Origin of the sequence: Paracidovorax sp. MALMAid1276 (genome assembly GCF_049198005.1) — a bacterium.
In the GTDB taxonomy this organism is placed as follows: Bacteria; Pseudomonadota; Gammaproteobacteria; order Burkholderiales; family Burkholderiaceae_C; genus Acidovorax.
This window is the reverse complement of the sequence record NZ_JBMIRS010000104.1, coordinates 1-15,232: the sequence shown is the minus strand read 5'-3', so window position 1 is coordinate 15,232 and position 15,232 is coordinate 1. Positions and strand designations below refer to the sequence as shown.

At 64.3% G+C, this 15,232-nt stretch carries 13 protein-coding genes; 4 read left to right on the top strand and 9 right to left on the bottom strand.

Going from position 1 to position 15,232, the window contains the following annotated elements:
* Positions 1 to 7 precede the first annotated feature (7 nt).
* From hscA to uvrB, 7 genes are all read right to left on the bottom strand, one after another.
* On the bottom strand, positions 8 to 1,882 hold the full coding sequence (gene hscA, locus ACOQFS_RS07005; protein WP_421562182.1) for a Fe-S protein assembly chaperone HscA: 1,875 nt from the start codon (positions 1,880 to 1,882) through the stop codon (positions 8 to 10).
* A gap of 81 nt (positions 1,883 to 1,963) precedes the next feature.
* Entirely contained in the window at positions 1,964 to 2,482 is a 519-nt protein-coding gene (gene hscB, locus ACOQFS_RS07000) for a Fe-S protein assembly co-chaperone HscB (RefSeq protein ID WP_421562181.1), read from the bottom strand.
* 139 nt (positions 2,483 to 2,621) lie between these two features.
* Positions 2,622 to 2,945 (bottom strand): iron-sulfur cluster assembly protein IscA, encoded by a 324-nt coding sequence (gene iscA / locus ACOQFS_RS06995; protein ID WP_015013983.1) that lies wholly within the window; start codon positions 2,943 to 2,945, stop codon positions 2,622 to 2,624.
* A gap of 33 nt (positions 2,946 to 2,978) precedes the next feature.
* Complete coding sequence (iscU, locus tag ACOQFS_RS06990; protein WP_421562180.1) at positions 2,979 to 3,380, bottom strand: Fe-S cluster assembly scaffold IscU; 402 nt, start codon at positions 3,378 to 3,380, stop codon at positions 2,979 to 2,981.
* A 33-nt stretch (positions 3,381 to 3,413) separates the two neighbouring features.
* A complete protein-coding gene (locus tag ACOQFS_RS06985) occupies positions 3,414 to 4,634 on the bottom strand; it encodes an IscS subfamily cysteine desulfurase (protein WP_421562179.1) in 1,221 nt (406 codons plus the stop codon).
* A gap of 131 nt (positions 4,635 to 4,765) precedes the next feature.
* Positions 4,766 to 5,302: a Fe-S cluster assembly transcriptional regulator IscR gene (gene iscR / locus ACOQFS_RS06980; RefSeq protein ID WP_421562178.1), complete on the bottom strand. Its 537-nt coding sequence runs from the start codon at positions 5,300 to 5,302 to the stop codon at positions 4,766 to 4,768.
* Positions 5,303 to 5,555: 253 nt separating this feature from the next.
* On the bottom strand, positions 5,556 to 7,646 hold the full coding sequence (gene uvrB / locus ACOQFS_RS06975; protein ID WP_421562177.1) for an excinuclease ABC subunit UvrB: 2,091 nt from the start codon (positions 7,644 to 7,646) through the stop codon (positions 5,556 to 5,558).
* Positions 7,647 to 7,755: 109 nt separating this feature from the next.
* Between uvrB and ACOQFS_RS06970 the strand changes: the two genes are divergently transcribed.
* Positions 7,756 to 8,952 carry an amino acid aminotransferase gene (locus tag ACOQFS_RS06970; protein WP_421562176.1) on the top strand — a complete coding sequence of 399 codons (1,197 nt, stop codon included), beginning with the start codon at positions 7,756 to 7,758 and terminating at the stop codon, positions 8,950 to 8,952.
* Positions 8,953 to 9,063: 111 nt separating this feature from the next.
* Here the strand turns inward: ACOQFS_RS06970 and ygiD are convergent, their stop codons facing one another.
* Entirely contained in the window at positions 9,064 to 9,969 is a 906-nt protein-coding gene (gene ygiD, locus ACOQFS_RS06965; protein WP_421562207.1) for a 4,5-DOPA dioxygenase extradiol, read from the bottom strand.
* A gap of 152 nt (positions 9,970 to 10,121) precedes the next feature.
* Here ygiD and ACOQFS_RS06960 point away from each other — a divergent pair, with 152 nt between their 5' ends.
* From ACOQFS_RS06960 to ACOQFS_RS06950, 3 genes are all read left to right on the top strand, one after another.
* A complete protein-coding gene (locus tag ACOQFS_RS06960) occupies positions 10,122 to 11,012 on the top strand; it encodes a CoA transferase (protein WP_421562175.1) in 891 nt (296 codons plus the stop codon).
* Between the two features lie 15 nt (positions 11,013 to 11,027).
* The gene (locus tag ACOQFS_RS06955; RefSeq protein WP_421562174.1) at positions 11,028 to 11,666 is read left to right on the top strand and encodes a DUF1294 domain-containing protein; all 639 of its coding nucleotides are present in this window, start codon (positions 11,028 to 11,030) and stop codon (positions 11,664 to 11,666) included.
* A gap of 244 nt (positions 11,667 to 11,910) precedes the next feature.
* A complete protein-coding gene (locus ACOQFS_RS06950) occupies positions 11,911 to 12,420 on the top strand; it encodes a hypothetical protein (protein ID WP_421562173.1) in 510 nt (169 codons plus the stop codon).
* A gap of 55 nt (positions 12,421 to 12,475) precedes the next feature.
* Here ACOQFS_RS06950 and ACOQFS_RS06945 read toward each other — a convergent pair whose 3' ends face one another.
* Positions 12,476 to 14,944, bottom strand: coding sequence for a YgiQ family radical SAM protein (locus tag ACOQFS_RS06945; protein ID WP_421562172.1), 2,469 nt, complete (start codon positions 14,942 to 14,944; stop codon positions 12,476 to 12,478).
* Between the last annotated feature and the right edge of the window lie 288 nt (positions 14,945 to 15,232).

Genomic DNA, 15,232 nt, shown 5'->3' with positions numbered 1-15,232 from the left:
AGCAGGCTCACAGGTTTTTCACGTTCTTGCCCGCCAGCGCCTGCTGGATGCCGCGGTTCATGCGCTGTGCCGCAAAGGCCTCGGTGCCCTGGGCCAGCGCCTGCGTGGCGGCTTCAATGCTTGCAGCGTCCTGCGCCTCACGCTGGGCACGCAGCGCCGCCATCAAGCGGTCAATGCTGGCACGCTCTTCCGCGCTGAGCACATCACCATCGGCATCAAGCGCGCTTTGGGTGGCCAGCAGCATGCGGTCCGCGTCCACGCGGGCCTCCACCAGCGCGCGGGTCTTCATGTCCTGGGACGCTGTCGCGAAGCCGTCCTGCAGCATGCGCGCAATCTCATCGTCCGACAGCCCATACGACGGCTTCACGTCGATGCGGGCTTCCACGCCACTGCCCTGCTCTTTGGCGCTGACGCTCAGGAGGCCGTCGGCATCCACGGTGAAGGTCACGCGAATGCGCGCCGCGCCGGCCGCCATGGGTGGAATGCCCCGCAGCTCAAAGCGCGCAAGGCTGCGGCAGTCCTGCACCAGGTCCCGCTCGCCCTGCACCACGTGAATGGCCAGCGCGGTCTGCCCATCCTTATAGGTGGTGAAATCCTGCGCCTTGGCGGTGGGAATGGTTTCGTTGCGAGCCACAATCCGCTCCACCAGCCCTCCCATGGTTTCGATGCCCAGCGACAGCGGGATCACGTCCAGCAGCAACAGGTCACCGGCGGTGTTGTTGCCGGCCAGCTGGTTGGCCTGGATGGCGGCACCCAGCGCAACGACCTCGTCTGGGTTGAGGTTGGTGAGCGGGTCGGTGCCGAAAAATTCCGCCACCGCGCGTTGCACCTGCGGCATGCGGGTGGATCCGCCCACCATCACCACCCCTTGCACCTCGTCGCGGGTCAGGTGGGCGTCACGCAGTGCCCGGCGCACCGCAGCCATGGATCGCGCAGTAAGCGCCGCGGTGGCCGCCTCAAAATCACTACGCCTCACATCAAAAACGGCCCTACCGCTTTCCAGCATTACAGAGAATGCTACTAAATCAGTAGCAGTCAATGCCTCCTTGCACGCACGTGCCGCCATGCGCACAGCCGCCTTGTCGGCCGAGGACACCGCCTGCAGATTGAGCTTGTTCAGCACCCAGTCTGCGAGTGCGGCATCGTAGTCATCACCACCCAGAGCCGAATCGCCACCGGTGGCGATCACCTCGAACACACCCTGCGCAAGCCGCAGGATCGAGATGTCGAACGTGCCGCCCCCGAGGTCGTAGACCGCATAGACGCCTTCGCTCGCATTGTCGAGGCCGTAGGCGATGGCAGCCGCAGTCGGCTCATTGATCAGTCTGAGCAGGTGGATGCCCGCCAGCTTGGCAGCATCCTTGGTGGCTTGGCGCTGGGCATCATCGAAGTACGCAGGTACCGTGATGACGGCGCCGTACAGGTCGTCGTTGAAGGTGTCTTCGGCACGATAGCGCAGCGTTGCAAGAATCTCGGCACTGATCTCGACCGGCGATTTGGGTCCGTTCACCGTTGCAATGCTGACCATGCCGCCGGCCCCTGCGTCGTCGGAGGGCGCAACGAACTCATAGGGCAGCTTGCCCGCTTCGGCCACATCCTTCAGGCCGCGTCCCATGAAGCGCTTGGCCGAGGCAATGGTGTTGCGCGGATCGATGGCCTGGGCAGCCATGGCGTCGTAGCCCATCTGGCGCCCGCCATTGTCGAGGTAGCGCACCACTGAAGGTAGCAGCACGCGGCCTTCGGCGTCGGGCAGACACTCGGCAACGCCGTTGCGCACTGCGGCAACCAGCGAGTGCGTGGTGCCCAGGTCAATGCCCACTGCGATGCGCCGCTCGTGCGGGTTAGGAGACTGGCCGGGTTCGGAAATCTGCAAAAGCGCCATGAAAATTCGGATCTCAACGTGGCGGAGCACTCGACCGCATTGGCGGGAAATGGAGTACTCCGAAGGAAAAGCAAAACCTCGCTATTGTCCCAGTTGCTCTCGGCGCCGTTCGATGCCTTCGGCAAATCGCGCAATGAACATGAGGGCTCTGACCTGGCGCGCCGCTTCTGCATAGGCCCCCCGCTCGTCGATGAGGTGTCCGCATTGCGCAAGCGCTGCTCTGCGCGCCTGCTCAACGAGCGTATCGAGCGCGTCAAGATCACCCTCGTCTTGCGCCTCTTCCAGCGCCTCACGCCACTCCATCTGCTGCATCAGGAAGGCGGCGGGCATGGCTGTGTTGTCTTCGGCCTGAATGGGTGCTCCATTCAGCTCGCACAGATAGGCCGCGCGACGCTGCGGGTCCTTGAGGCGCTGGTAAGCCTCGTTGATGCGCACGGACCACTGCATCGCCACGCGCTGCGCCGCCGGGCCCTGCGCCGCAAACTTGTCGGGATGGGCTTCGCGCTGCAACTCCTTCCAGCGCGCGTCAATGGTGCTGCGCTCCTGCGCATAGCGGCGCTCCAGTCCAAACAATTCGAAGTCGTCAGATTGCAGGTTCATGGGCGAAGGGAGTGTCCAGAAATATCGGTCCGTGGAGGAAACGAAGATGTTGAGCCCTCGCCTTGCCGATCGGCTCTTCCAATAAAAAACCGCCAGCGCGCTGCGCGATGGCGGTTTGGCGAAGGGAGGCGGCAGACACTCAGACGCGGAAGCTCTCTCCGCACCCGCAGCGGTCGCGCTCGTTGGGGTTGTTGAACTTGAAGCCTTCGTTCAGTCCTTCGCGCACAAAGTCGAGCTCGGTGCCGTCGATGTAGGCCAGGCTCTTGGGATCGATGAGCACCTTGACGCCGTGGTTCTCGAAAACGATGTCTTCCGGCTCGCTTTCGTCCACGTACTCAAGTTTGTACGCAAGCCCCGAGCAGCCCGTTGTCTTCACACCCAGGCGCACGCCCAACCCCTTGCCGCGGCGGGTCAGGTAGCGGTTCACGTGCCGGGCAGCGGCTTCTGTCAGCGTAATGGCCATGTCTCTTGATCCATCCATGCGTGAATCAACAAATCAGGCGGCAGGTGCGGTCTGCGCGTGCTTGGTCTTGTAATCCAGAACTGCGGCCTTGATCGCGTCTTCCGCCAGGATGGAGCAATGCACCTTCACGGGCGGAAGCGCCAGTTCTTCGGCGATCTCGCTGTTCTTGAGAGCGGCTGCTTCATCCAGCGTCTTGCCCTTGACCCATTCGGTCACGAGCGACGACGAAGCGATGGCAGAGCCGCAGCCATAGGTCTTGAAGCGCGCATCTTCGATCACGCCGGTGGCTGGGTTCACCTTGATCTGCAGCTTCATCACGTCGCCACAGGCCGGAGCGCCGACCATGCCGGTGCCTACCGAGTCATCACCCTTGTCAAACGAACCCACGTTGCGGGGGTTTTCGTAGTGGTCTACCACTTTGTCGGAGTAAGCCATGATGTGTACCTCTTGAATCTTCGTAAACGGGGATCAGTGCGCAGCCCACTGAATGGTGCTGATGTCGATGCCATCCTTGTACATCTCCCACAGAGGGCTCAGCTCGCGCAAGCGGGCGACGTTCTCGCGAATGGTGGTGATGGCGTAGTCGATCTCTTCTTCGGTGGTGAACCGGCCGATGGTCATGCGCAGGCTGCTGTGGGCCAGTTCGTCGCTACGGCCCAGTGCACGCAGCACATAGCTGGGCTCCAGGCTGGCCGATGTGCATGCCGAGCCGGACGACACCGCCAAGCCCTTGATGCCCATGATGAGCGACTCGCCTTCGACATAGTTGAAGCTCATGTTCAGGTTCTGCGGAACACGGCGCTCCATGCTGCCATTGATGAACACCTGCTCGATGTCCTTGAGCCCGTCGAGCAGACGCTGCTGCAGCGCATGCGCCTTTGCATTGCTCTCGGCCATTTCTTCCTTGGCGATGCGGAACGCTTCGCCCATGCCCACAATCTGGTGCGTGGGCAACGTGCCCGAACGCATGCCGCGCTCATGGCCGCCACCGTGCATCTGCGCTTCCAGGCGCACACGCGGCTTGCGGCGCACAAACAGCGCGCCAATGCCCTTGGGGCCATAGGTCTTGTGCGCCGTCATGCTCATCAGATCGACGGGCAGCGTGGACATGTCGATGGCAACGCGGCCGGTGGCCTGGGCGGCATCGACGTGGAACAGGATGCCCTTCTCGCGGCACATCGCACCAATCGCCGGAACGTCCTGGATCACACCGATTTCGTTGTTCACAAACAGCACGCTGATCAGGATGGTGTCCGGGCGGATGGCGGCCTTGAGCGCATCCATGTTGACCAGCCCGTCCTCCTGCACATCCAGATAGGTGACCTCGAAGCCTTGGCGCTCCAGCTCGCGCATGGTGTCCAGCACGGCCTTGTGCTCGGTCTTGAGCGTGATGAGGTGCTTGCCCTTGCCCTTGTAGAAATGGGCCGCGCCCTTCAGGGCCAGATTGATGGACTCGGTGGCGCCGCTGGTCCAGACGATCTCACGCGGGTCTGCGCCAATGAGGTCCGCGACCTGGCCACGGGCCTTCTCGACGGCTTCCTCGGCTTCCCAGCCCCACGCGTGGCTGCGCGACGCCGCGTTGCCGAAGTGTTCGCGCAACCAGGGAATCATGGCATCCACAACACGCGGATCTACCGGGGTCGTGGCGCCATAGTCGAGATAGATGGGAAAGTGCGGGGTCATGTCCATGGCTGGCTCAGAGAAGGTTGCTGGCTGGCAAACTCGAAATCGGAAAATTAAACGTACAAAATCAAGACGGCTGGCTGAAGAGAAGCTCACGGCCAAGCTGACCCACCGGGCCAGTCAGGGCCTCAGCCCGTTCAAGACTTGGCGAAAGCGTTACCCAGCGCGAACACCGAGTTGGGAGCGTTCACGCGGATCGGCTTGACCACCGGAGTGGTGGAGATGGCGCGCCGGACCACCGGCTTGTCTTCGATCTGCACGCCCTTGGCGATCTGCTCGTCCACCAGCTTCTGGAGGGTGACCGAGTCAAGAAACTCCACCATGCGCTGATTCAGCGAGGCCCACAGCTCGTGGGTCATGCAGCGCCCTGCTTCACCCAGGCAGTTTTCCTTGCCGCCGCACTGCGTGGCGTCGATGGGCTCATCCACCGACACGATGATGTCTGCCACCGTGATGTCTGCCGCCTTGCGGGCCAGGGTGTAACCACCGCCCGGACCGCGCGTGGACTCCACGAGCTCGTGGCGGCGCAGCTTGCCAAAAAGCTGTTCCAGGTACGACAGGGAAATCTGCTGGCGCTGGCTGATGGCAGCGAGGGTGACGGGACCATTGTTCTGACGCAGGGCCAGATCGATCATGGCGGTGACCGCAAAACGGCCTTTGGTTGTGAGACGCATCGCAAGCTCCTTGTGCTAAGGCTTGTTCGTTGAAGAAACCGCCTACGCCGACTGTTGGCCGACGAGGGCACCGTCTCCGCCCCTTACTCCGCACGGCCAATGATTTGCCTGACTACTGCGGAGCCCTTCATCGTTGGGCTGTTTTTGTTGAGTGTTTTGCGCAAGTATAACACAAATCCCTATCGATTCTGTCGGGTTAAAAAACCAACTGGTTTTTTATCGACCAGATAGTTTTCCTTCATCAACTCCTGCCTTACAAAACCATGGAGTCGCCCCCGTGCGCCCCGAAGGCCTGGTCTTTCAAGCGCGTCAACTGGTCCCTGACCCGGGCGGCCTGCTCGAATTCCAGATTCCGCGCATGCTCCAGCATGAGCTTCTCCAGCCGCTTGATCTCGCGCGAGACGTCTTTCTCCGACATGTCCTCGACCTGTGCGCGACGCATTGCCTCCTGCTCCATGCGTTCGGCATCCTTTCCGGCTTTCTCGCTGTAGACACCGTCAATCAGGTCTCTTACCCGCTTGACAATGCTGCGGGGAGTGATCCCGTGCGCTTCGTTGTATGCGATCTGCTTGATGCGACGCCGTTCCGTCTCGTCCATGGCTTTCTTCATGGACTCGGTGATGCGGTCGGCATAGAGAATCGCTTTGCCGTTGAGATTGCGCGCTGCACGCCCAATGGTCTGGATCAGGCTGCGCTCGGCCCGCAGAAAGCCTTCCTTGTCGGCATCCAGGATGGCCACCAGCGAGACCTCGGGAATGTCCAGGCCCTCGCGCAGCAGGTTGATGCCCACCAGCACGTCGAAGGCCCCCAACCGAAGGTCGCGGATGATTTCCACCCGCTCCACGGTGTCCACGTCGCTGTGCAGATACCGTACCTTCACTCCGTTGTCCGTAAGGTAGTCGGTCAGTTGCTCCGCCATGCGCTTGGTCAGCGTGGTGATCAGCACCCGGTCGTTCTGCTCGGTGCGGATGCGGATTTCCTGCAGCACGTCGTCCACCTGGTGCGTGGCGGGGCGCACCTCGACCACCGGGTCCACCAGCCCGGTGGGCCGCACCACCTGGTCCACCACCTGGCCGGCGTGGGTCTTTTCATAGTCCGCCGGCGTGGCAGACACGAAAATCACCTGCCGCATGCGCTGCTCGAACTCCTCAAACTTGAGCGGGCGGTTGTCCAGCGCCGACGGCAGCCGGAAACCGTACTCCACCAGCGTAGTCTTGCGCGCGCGGTCGCCGTTGTACATGGCGCTGAGCTGGCCGATCATCTGGTGGCTTTCGTCCAAGAACATGATCGCGTCCTTGGGCATGTAGTCGGTCAGCGTGCTGGGCGGGTCGCCGGGTGCTGCGCCCGAAAGGTGGCGCGTGTAGTTTTCGATGCCCTTGCAGTGCCCGACCTCGCTGAGCATTTCCAGGTCAAAGCGGGTGCGCTGCTCCAGCCGCTGCGCCTCCACTAGCTTGCCGTCATCCAGCAACTGCTTGAGCCGATCGGCCAGCTCGATCTTGATGGTTTCGACGGCCGCCAGCACCTTGTCGCGTGGCGTGACGTAGTGGCTGCTGGGATAGACGGTGAAGCGAGGAATCTTCTGCTTGATCCGCCCCGTGAGCGGGTCGAACAGCTGCAGACTCTCCACCTCGTCGTCAAACAGCTCGATGCGAATTGCCAGTTCGGAATGTTCAGCGGGAAACACGTCGATGGTGTCGCCCCGCACGCGGAACTTGCCGCGCGCAAAGTCCTGCTCGTTGCGCTGGTACTGCATGCGGATCAGCTGCGCAATCACGTCGCGCTGGCCCGCCTTGTCGCCCACCCTGAGCGTCATCACCATGCGGTGGTAACTCTCGGGCTCGCCAATGCCATAGATCGCGGACACGGTGGCCACGATGACCACGTCGCGCCGCTCCATCAGGCTCTTGGTACACGACAGGCGCATCTGCTCGATGTGCTCGTTGATGGCGCTGTCCTTCTCGATGAAAAGGTCGCGCTGCGGCACGTAGGCCTCAGGCTGGTAGTAGTCGTAGTAGCTGACGAAGTACTCCACCGCATTCTTGGGGAAGAACTCGCGGAACTCGCTGTAGAGCTGCGCAGCCAGCGTCTTGTTGGGCGCAAACACGATGGCGGGCCGCCCCATGCGGGCGATCACATTGGCCATGGTGAAGGTCTTGCCCGAGCCGGTCACGCCCAGCAAGGTCTGGAAGGCCTCGCCGTCGTTCAGCCCCTCCACCAGCTTGCCGATGGCTTCGGGCTGGTCGCCGGCGGGTGGGTAGGGCTGGAACAGCTCGAAAGGGGAATCGGGAAAGCGGACGAATTCGCCGTCTTGCTTTTCCGTCATGACCTGTGTGATATCCGGCATGGGTGCAGTCAACGAGTGAAAGAGGCGGGCCGTTAAAATCGGCGGAACCCGGCACGGTACACCACACCCGGATTCCTCGCTACTGACAACCTCTATCCCAAGGATTTTCATGTCTCTGTTCACCGCCGTCGAAATGGCCCCCCGCGACCCCATCCTGGGTCTCAATGAGCAATTCGCCGCAGACACCAACCCCAACAAGGTCAACCTGGGCGTCGGCGTCTATTTCGACGACAACGGCAAGCTGCCCCTGCTGCAGTGCGTGCAGGCGGCCGAAAAGACCATGATGTCCGCCCCCACGGCCCGTGGCTATCTGCCCATCGACGGCATCGTGGCGTACGACAACGCCGTCAAGGGCCTGGTGTTCGGTGCCGACAGCGAACCCGTGAAGTCCGGCCGTGTGGCCACCGTGCAGGCCATCGGCGGCACCGGCGGCCTGAAGATCGGCGCCGACTTCCTCAAAAAGGTCAGCCCCAACGCCAAGGTACTGATCTCTGACCCCAGCTGGGAAAACCACCGCGCGCTGTTCACCAATGCCGGTTTTGAAGTCGGCACGTATGCCTATTACGACGCCGAAAAGCGCGGCGTGAACTTCGACGGCATGCTCGCCAGCCTGAACGCAGCCGCCCCCGGCACCATCGTCGTGCTGCACGCCTGCTGCCACAACCCCACGGGCTATGACATCACGGCCGAGCAGTGGGACCAGGTCATCGCCGCCGTCAAGGCCAAGGGCCTGACGCCCTTCCTGGACATGGCCTACCAGGGCTTTGGCCACGGCATCGCCGAAGACGGCGCCGTGATCGGCAAGTTTGTGGCCGCTGGCCTGAATTTCTTTGTTTCCACGTCTTTCAGCAAGAGCTTCAGCCTGTATGGCGAGCGCGTGGGCGGCCTGTCGGTGCTGTGCGCCGACAAGGAAGAAGCCTCGCGCGTGCTGAGCCAGCTCAAGATCGTGATCCGCACCAACTACTCCAACCCACCCATCCACGGCGGCGCCGTGGTGGCGGCCGTGCTGAACAACCCTGAGCTGCGTGCCCAATGGGAAGGCGAACTGGCCGAAATGCGCGTGCGCATCAAGGCCATGCGCCAGAAGCTGGTCGATGGCCTGAAGGCCGCTGGCGTGAAGCAGGACATGAGCTTCATCACCACCCAGATCGGCATGTTCAGCTATTCGGGCCTGTCCAAGGACCAGATGGTGCGCCTGCGCAATGAGTTCGGCGTGTACGGCACCGACACCGGCCGCATGTGCGTGGCTGCGCTCAACAGCAAGAACATTGACTACGTCTGCCAGGCCATCGCCAAGGTGGTCTGAGGCGCGGCGCTCCCACTTGACACAAAAAAGCCGCCCTCGGGCGGCTTTTTTGTGTTCAATTTGGGCCTTAGCGCTTACTGCATAAGCGCTAGCAGCTATCTTTTTTGAAGTTCAACCCCAGAGAACAGACCGCATCGAGATCGACGCCGACTGGTAACCGGTGTTGAAGAAGCGCGGCATCTCGCTGGAATCGACGGCACCGGCGGCATACAGCAGCGGCAGATAGTGCTCGTGCGTCGGATGGGCCTGCCGGGCCACCGCGCCGAGTTTCAGGAAATCGTGCAGGGCGCCAAGCTGGCCCTTCTTGATCTGGTCTTGCACCACGGTGTCGAACTCTGCCGCCCAGTCATAAGCCTCGTTGGCGGCCGTGCCCCGGCGGGTGAGGCGCAGGTTGTGCACGATGTTGCCGCTGCCCACGATGAGCACGCCGCGCTCGCGCAGCGCCTTCAGCTGCTGGCCCAGCGCATAGTGCTCAGCCGGGGCGCGGCTGTAGTCCATGCTCAGCTGCATCACCGGGATCTGCGCCTGGGGGAACATGGGCTTGAGCACCGACCAGGTGCCATGGTCCAGGCCCCATTCCCCCTCATCCACCCCCAGGGCCGTGCCGGTGGCGGGCGACTTCAGCTGGGCCGCGAGGCTGCGCGCGACGTGCGGCGCGCCGGGTGCCGGGTACTGCTGGTCGAACAGCGCCTGCGGAAAGCCGCCGAAGTCATGAATCGTCTTGGGACGGGCCATGCCCGTCAGCTGCCAGCCGCCGCGCGTCAGCCAGTGGGCCGACACGCACAGGATGAGCTGCGGCGGCTCGGCACGCGCCATCAGCTCGGCGCCCATCGCCTGCCAGCTGCGGCGCCAGGCGTTGTCCTCGATGGCATTCATCGGGCTGCCGTGCCCCACAAAAAGCACGGGCATGCGGGGCGAGGGCTTGAGCGCCTGCAGCGCAGCGGCCGTGGCGGCACTGCCGATGGACGAAGTCATGAAAGCTCCCGGAAAGGTGGCCAGCCCGGCAAGAGCGGCCAAAGAAGTTCTGCGTTGCATGGCGTGAAAGGGAGCGTAACAAATTATGTATAACGCAGGAACGGAGCCTGGGCGCGCCGCGAAGTTCCAGCGCCCGCTCTGCCCCGCCCCGCCCTGCCTTGCCCCACAACGACATTCCGGAGACAACCCCGCCCATGCCCGCCACCCCGCCCCAGCCCTTGCGCAACACCCGTGTCCTGAGCCTCGCACTCAATCTGCCCGGCCCCGCCGCCCTGATGCGCTGCGCGCGGATGGGAGCGGAGTGCACCAAGCTGGAGCCGCCCCCGGCAGCGGGCATGCCCAGCGCCGACCCCATGGGCATCTACAGCCCCCCCGCCTACGCCACGCTGCATGAAGGGGTCCGTGTGGTGCATGCGCACCTCAAGACGCCCGAAGGCCAGGCCGCGCTGCATGCAGAGCTGGAACGCACCGACGTGCTCATCACCTCCTTTCGCCCGTCGGCGCTGGCCAAGCTGGGCCTGGCCTGGGAGGCGCTGCAATCGAAATACCCGCGCCTGTCGCTGGTGCGCATCGTCGGCGCTGCGGGTGAGCGGGCCGAGGAGCCCGGCCACGACCTGACGTACCTGGCCGAAGCCGGTCTGGTCACGGGCTCGGAAATGCCCCCCACGCTGTACGCAGACATGGGCGGCGCGCTGATGGCCAGCGAGGCCGTGCTGCAGGCTCTGCTGGAGCGCGCCCACACCGGCAGCGGCGTGTGCATCGAGGTCGCATTGGCCGACGCCACCGCCTGGCTGGCCCACCCGCACGACTGGGGCCTGACCACGCCGGAGGGCGACGTCGGCGGCGCCCACGCCGGTTACCGCATCTACCCCTGCGCCGACGGCCGCGTGGCCGTGGCCGCGCTGGAGCCGCACTTTGCCGCGCGCCTGTGCGCGGCAGCGGGCCTGCCGGCCGACGGCCACCCGCAGGCGATGCGTGCCACAGCCACCCACACGGCGATCGCGGCGTTTCTGCAGGCGCAGACGCGCGCGCAGCTGGACGCGCTGGCCGTGGCACAGGACATTCCACTGCACACGCTGCCCTGAACGCAGATCTCACCCATGCAGAAACAGGGAACGGTCATCCGCTGGAACTCCGAACGGGCATTCGGCTTCATCCGCAGCCCCGACACTGCGGCCGAGGTGTTCTTTCATGTGAGGGACTACCAGGGCGGCAAAGGCCCGCGCGCGATGGCAGTGCGGTCGGCAATGGCTCCCGCAGGACGACCTGCAGCGTCCGCGCGCCGGGGGAAGGCGCCCCCCGTAGAGGGCGGAGCCCACGCCCGCAAAGCGCACCCAGCGCCCGGATCCATGCGCCCGCAGGCGCGGCAGCGCAAAAGCGTTCCCACAGGCCAATCGGCCGCCTTCCTGCTGATGCTCGGCTGGTCAGCATTGATGGGCTGGGGGGTGTGGGCGGGCCGGCTGCCGCTGTGGGCCCTGGGCGCGGCAGTGGCCGTCAATCTGCTCACGTTTGCGACGTACGCCATGGACAAAAGCGCCGCCGAGAACGGCCAGTGGCGCACCCGCGAAAGCCATCTGCACCTGCTCGCCCTGGCGGGTGGCTGGCCGGGCGCCTGGTTTGCACAACAGTGGCTGCGGCACAAATCGCGCAAGGTGCAGTTCCGTGCCGTGTACTGGGCCACGGTCGTGATCCACTGCGCGGCGTTGGCAGCATGGGTGGGCGGCTGGCTGAGCGCGTAGCCCATCGTTTTGATCCCGCTTGCGGACGAACCAGCTTGCAGGCCCCGCAGCAGCTGCCATCGCAGCGCGAAATCCTTTTTTTATAGCACCCGGCCCATACCAGAAAAGCGCTGGAAGGCATTTTCATTCGAACACCGGAAGCCAGAACACCCAGCCGACGCCAAAAATGCCCGCTGGCCTACACCCCGTCGTGCCCATTTTGCGTTTCAATGCGAAAGGTCAGTAACACAACCGGGAGATGACCATGAAACCCCTCGTTCTAGATTCCACCATGACCAACATGGGTGGCGTTTTCTACCCCACCGGCCATGTGTTCGCCCTCTTTCCCGACGAGGACTGCCTGCGCGAAGCAGCCAGCAAGCTGCAGAACGCAGGCCACGAAGGGGGCACTTCGTATGCCAGCCCCGACGTCATCTTGGCCGAGATCGTTCGCACGCTCGGCACAGCCGACGCCCCCCTGCCCTCCGTAGGCGCCGAGGGCGACATGGTGCGCCGCATTGCCGACCTGGCCGGCAAGGGACACCACGGACTGCTGATTGCAATGGCAGACAAGGACACGCCCGAACGGCTGGTGGACGCCATCACACCGGCCGGCGCCGTGACGGCGTTTTACTACCGCACCTTCATCATCGAAGACCTGATTCCGCAGCCTGCGGATGGAGCCGCGCAGTCAGTGGTTGTGGGCACCCATGCGGCCGAAGGCGGCGAGCACCCCACGGCGGCCAGCGACCAGCCCGGCCGCAAGACGCCATAGGGCCAGCGCCCCGCCGTTCTTCGATCCTGAGGAATGGTGAAGAGGCGGGGGCGCGTTATTTGGAGCGGCGCGCCGAGGGCTTGCCGCCCCCGGTCGCCCTCGGCGGCAGGCCCGTGTGCTGGGTCAGGATGCGCCCCGGCTTGGGCTGGCTGGTGCGGAAGCGCACGTCTTCCTTCGGCTCCTGTGTGTCCTGGTTGCGCGGGCGCAGCGCCACCGCCTTGCCGTCCTTGTTGATGGCATAGCCCAAGCCCGAGCCGCCCTTGCCCGACGTGCTGTTTTTCTTGCGCGCACTCTGGTAGCCGCCATCGGTCAGCGGCTGGAAGGTCGGGATCAGGTGGTGCTTGCCGTTGCCGATCAGGTCCGCCCGTCCCATGGCCTTGAGCGCCTCGCGCAGCAGTGGCCAGTTGTTCGGGTCGTGGTAGCGCAAAAACGCCTTGTGCAGGCGGCGGCGCTTCTCGCCCCGCACGATGTCCACGGATTCGTCATCCACGTCGCGCATCTGGCGGCGCACGCGGGTGAGCGGGTTGCGGCCCGAGTGGTACATGGCCGTGGCCGTGGCCATGGGGCTGGGGTAGAAGGTCTGCACCTGGTCGGCGCGAAAGCCGTTCTTTTTCAGCCAGATGGCGAGGTTCATCATGTCCTCGTCGCTGGTGCCGGGGTGCGCGGCGATGAAGTACGGAATCAAGAACTGTTTCTTGCCCGCCTCTTCGCTGAACTTCTCGAACATCTGCTTGAAGCGGTCGTAGCTGCCGATGCCCGGCTTCATCATCTTGGACAGCGGCCCCTGCTCGGTGTGCTCGGGCGCAATCTTGAGGTAGCCACCCACGTGGTGCTGCACCAGCTCCTTCACGTATTCCGGCGACTTCACGGCCAGGTCGTAGCGCAGGCCCGATCCGATGAGGATCTTCTTGATGCCCTTGAGCGCGCGGCCGCGGCGGTAGATCTTGATCAGCGGGCCGTGGTCGGTGGTGAGGTTCTGGCAGATGCCCGGGTAGACGCAGCTGGGCTTGCGGCAGGCGGCCTCGATCTCGGGCGTGCGGCAGCCCAGGCGGTACATGTTGGCCGTCGGGCCACCCAGGTCAGAGATGGTGCCGGTGAAGCCTTTCACCTTGTCGCGGATGTCCTCGATCTCCTGAATGATGGAATCTTCGGACCGGCTCTGGATGATGCGGCCTTCGTGCTCGGTGATGGAGCAGAAGGTGCAGCCGCCGAAGCAGCCGCGCATGATGTTCACGCTGAAGCGGATCATCTCCCACGCAGGGATCTTGGTTGCGCCGTCGTGGCTGCCGTTCTCGTCGGCGTAGCTGGGGTGCGGTCCGCGTGCGTAGTGCAGGTCGAACACGTGGTCCATCTCGGCCGTGGTCAGCGGGATGGGCGGCGGGTTGATCCACACGTCGCGCGCCGTCGCGCCCTCGCCGTGGGCCTGCACCAGGGCGCGGGCGTTGCCGGGATTGGTTTCGAGGTGCAGCACGCGGTTGGCGTGGGCGTACAGCACCGGGTCGCTTTTCACCTGCTCGTAGCTGGGCAGGCGGATCACGGTCTTGTCGCGCGGGGGCTGCTTGAGCCGGGCCTTGAGCGCGGGGTTGGCGACGAACTGGATCGGCTGGATGGCAGGATTGGGGCCTTTTTGGCCCTCAGCGCTTACTGACAAAGGGCTGATAGCTATTGATTCAGTAGCACCCCCGTCTTCCTTGCTGCAGGTGGCGCCCTGGGCGGCCGCCTGCTCGCTGGTGGTCATGTAGGGGTTGATGTGCGGCTCCACGCGGCCTGGCTCGTCCACGGTGGTGGAGTCAATCTCGAACCAGCCCTTGCCGCTCTCGTCGTCGGGCCGGCGCACAAAGGCGGTGCCGCGCACGTCGGTGATGTTCTCCACGGGCTCGCGCGCGGCGATGCGGTGGGCCACCTCGACCAGCGCGCGCTCGGCGTTGCCGTAGAGCAGCAGGTCGCACTTGCTGTCGACCACGATGGAGCGGCGCACCTTGTCGCTCCAGTAGTCGTAGTGCGCAATGCGGCGCAGGCTGCCTTCGATGCCGCCCAGGATGATGGGCACGTCCTTGTAGGCCTCGCGGCAGCGCTGGCTGTAGACGATGGCCGCGCGGTCGGGGCGCTTGCCGCCCACGTCGCCGGGGGTGTAGGCGTCGTCGCTGCGGATCTTCCGGTCGGCGGTGTACCGGTTGATCATCGAATCCATGTTGCCCGCCGTCACGCCCCAGAACAGGTTGGGCTTGCCCAGCGCCTTGAAGGGCTCGGCACTCTGCCAGTCGGGCTGGGCGATGATGCCGACGCGAAAGCCCTGGGCTTCGAGTGTGCGGCCGATCACGGCCATGCCGAAGCTGGGGTGGTCCACATAGGCATCGCCCGTCACCAGGATGATGTCGCAGCTGTCCCAGCCCAGCTTTTCCATTTCGGCGCGGCTCATCGGCAAAAACGGCGCCGTGCCAAAGCGCTTGGCCCAGTACGGACGGTAGCTGGTCAAGGGCTTTGCGGCGCGCGCAAAAAAGGAGACGTCGACGGGGGCGTTCATGCAGTGGGGGGCGCGCCGGCCCCTGGGCGGAGGGGGCGACATGGGGCGCGTCTGTGGTGGGTAACCCGCGATTTTACGTGGGTACGCTGTATTTGTCGCTCTTGAAACCCTTGCCCCTACTTAGGAGTCTGCGCGGCAGAAGGAGCATCGGCTGCAACGCACGATAAACCGGTCTCACGCGGTACTACCGCCTGTGCCCAGGGCGCCACCCTGGGCTTGTCGGTAGTACCCCGCGATCCTCGGTTTTCGCGCGTTTCGCTTCGATGCCTTCTACCGCGCAGACTCCTG

Coding starts and splice junctions, on each gene's coding strand:
- hscA (WP_421562182.1), bottom strand. CDS start 1,882: ATGGCGCTTTTGCAGATTTCCGAACCCGGCCAGTCTCCTAACCCGCAC.
- hscB (WP_421562181.1), bottom strand. CDS start 2,482: ATGAACCTGCAATCTGACGACTTCGAATTGTTTGGACTGGAGCGCCGC.
- iscA (WP_015013983.1), bottom strand. CDS start 2,945: ATGGCCATTACGCTGACAGAAGCCGCTGCCCGGCACGTGAACCGCTAC.
- iscU (WP_421562180.1), bottom strand. CDS start 3,380: ATGGCTTACTCCGACAAAGTGGTAGACCACTACGAAAACCCCCGCAAC.
- ACOQFS_RS06985 (WP_421562179.1), bottom strand. CDS start 4,634: ATGGACATGACCCCGCACTTTCCCATCTATCTCGACTATGGCGCCACG.
- iscR (WP_421562178.1), bottom strand. CDS start 5,302: ATGCGTCTCACAACCAAAGGCCGTTTTGCGGTCACCGCCATGATCGAT.
- uvrB (WP_421562177.1), bottom strand. CDS start 7,646: ATGCCGGATATCACACAGGTCATGACGGAAAAGCAAGACGGCGAATTC.
- ACOQFS_RS06970 (WP_421562176.1), top strand. CDS start 7,756: ATGTCTCTGTTCACCGCCGTCGAAATGGCCCCCCGCGACCCCATCCTG.
- ACOQFS_RS06960 (WP_421562175.1), top strand. CDS start 10,122: ATGCCCGCCACCCCGCCCCAGCCCTTGCGCAACACCCGTGTCCTGAGC.
- ACOQFS_RS06955 (WP_421562174.1), top strand. CDS start 11,028: ATGCAGAAACAGGGAACGGTCATCCGCTGGAACTCCGAACGGGCATTC.
- ACOQFS_RS06950 (WP_421562173.1), top strand. CDS start 11,911: ATGAAACCCCTCGTTCTAGATTCCACCATGACCAACATGGGTGGCGTT.
- ACOQFS_RS06945 (WP_421562172.1), bottom strand. CDS start 14,944: ATGAACGCCCCCGTCGACGTCTCCTTTTTTGCGCGCGCCGCAAAGCCC.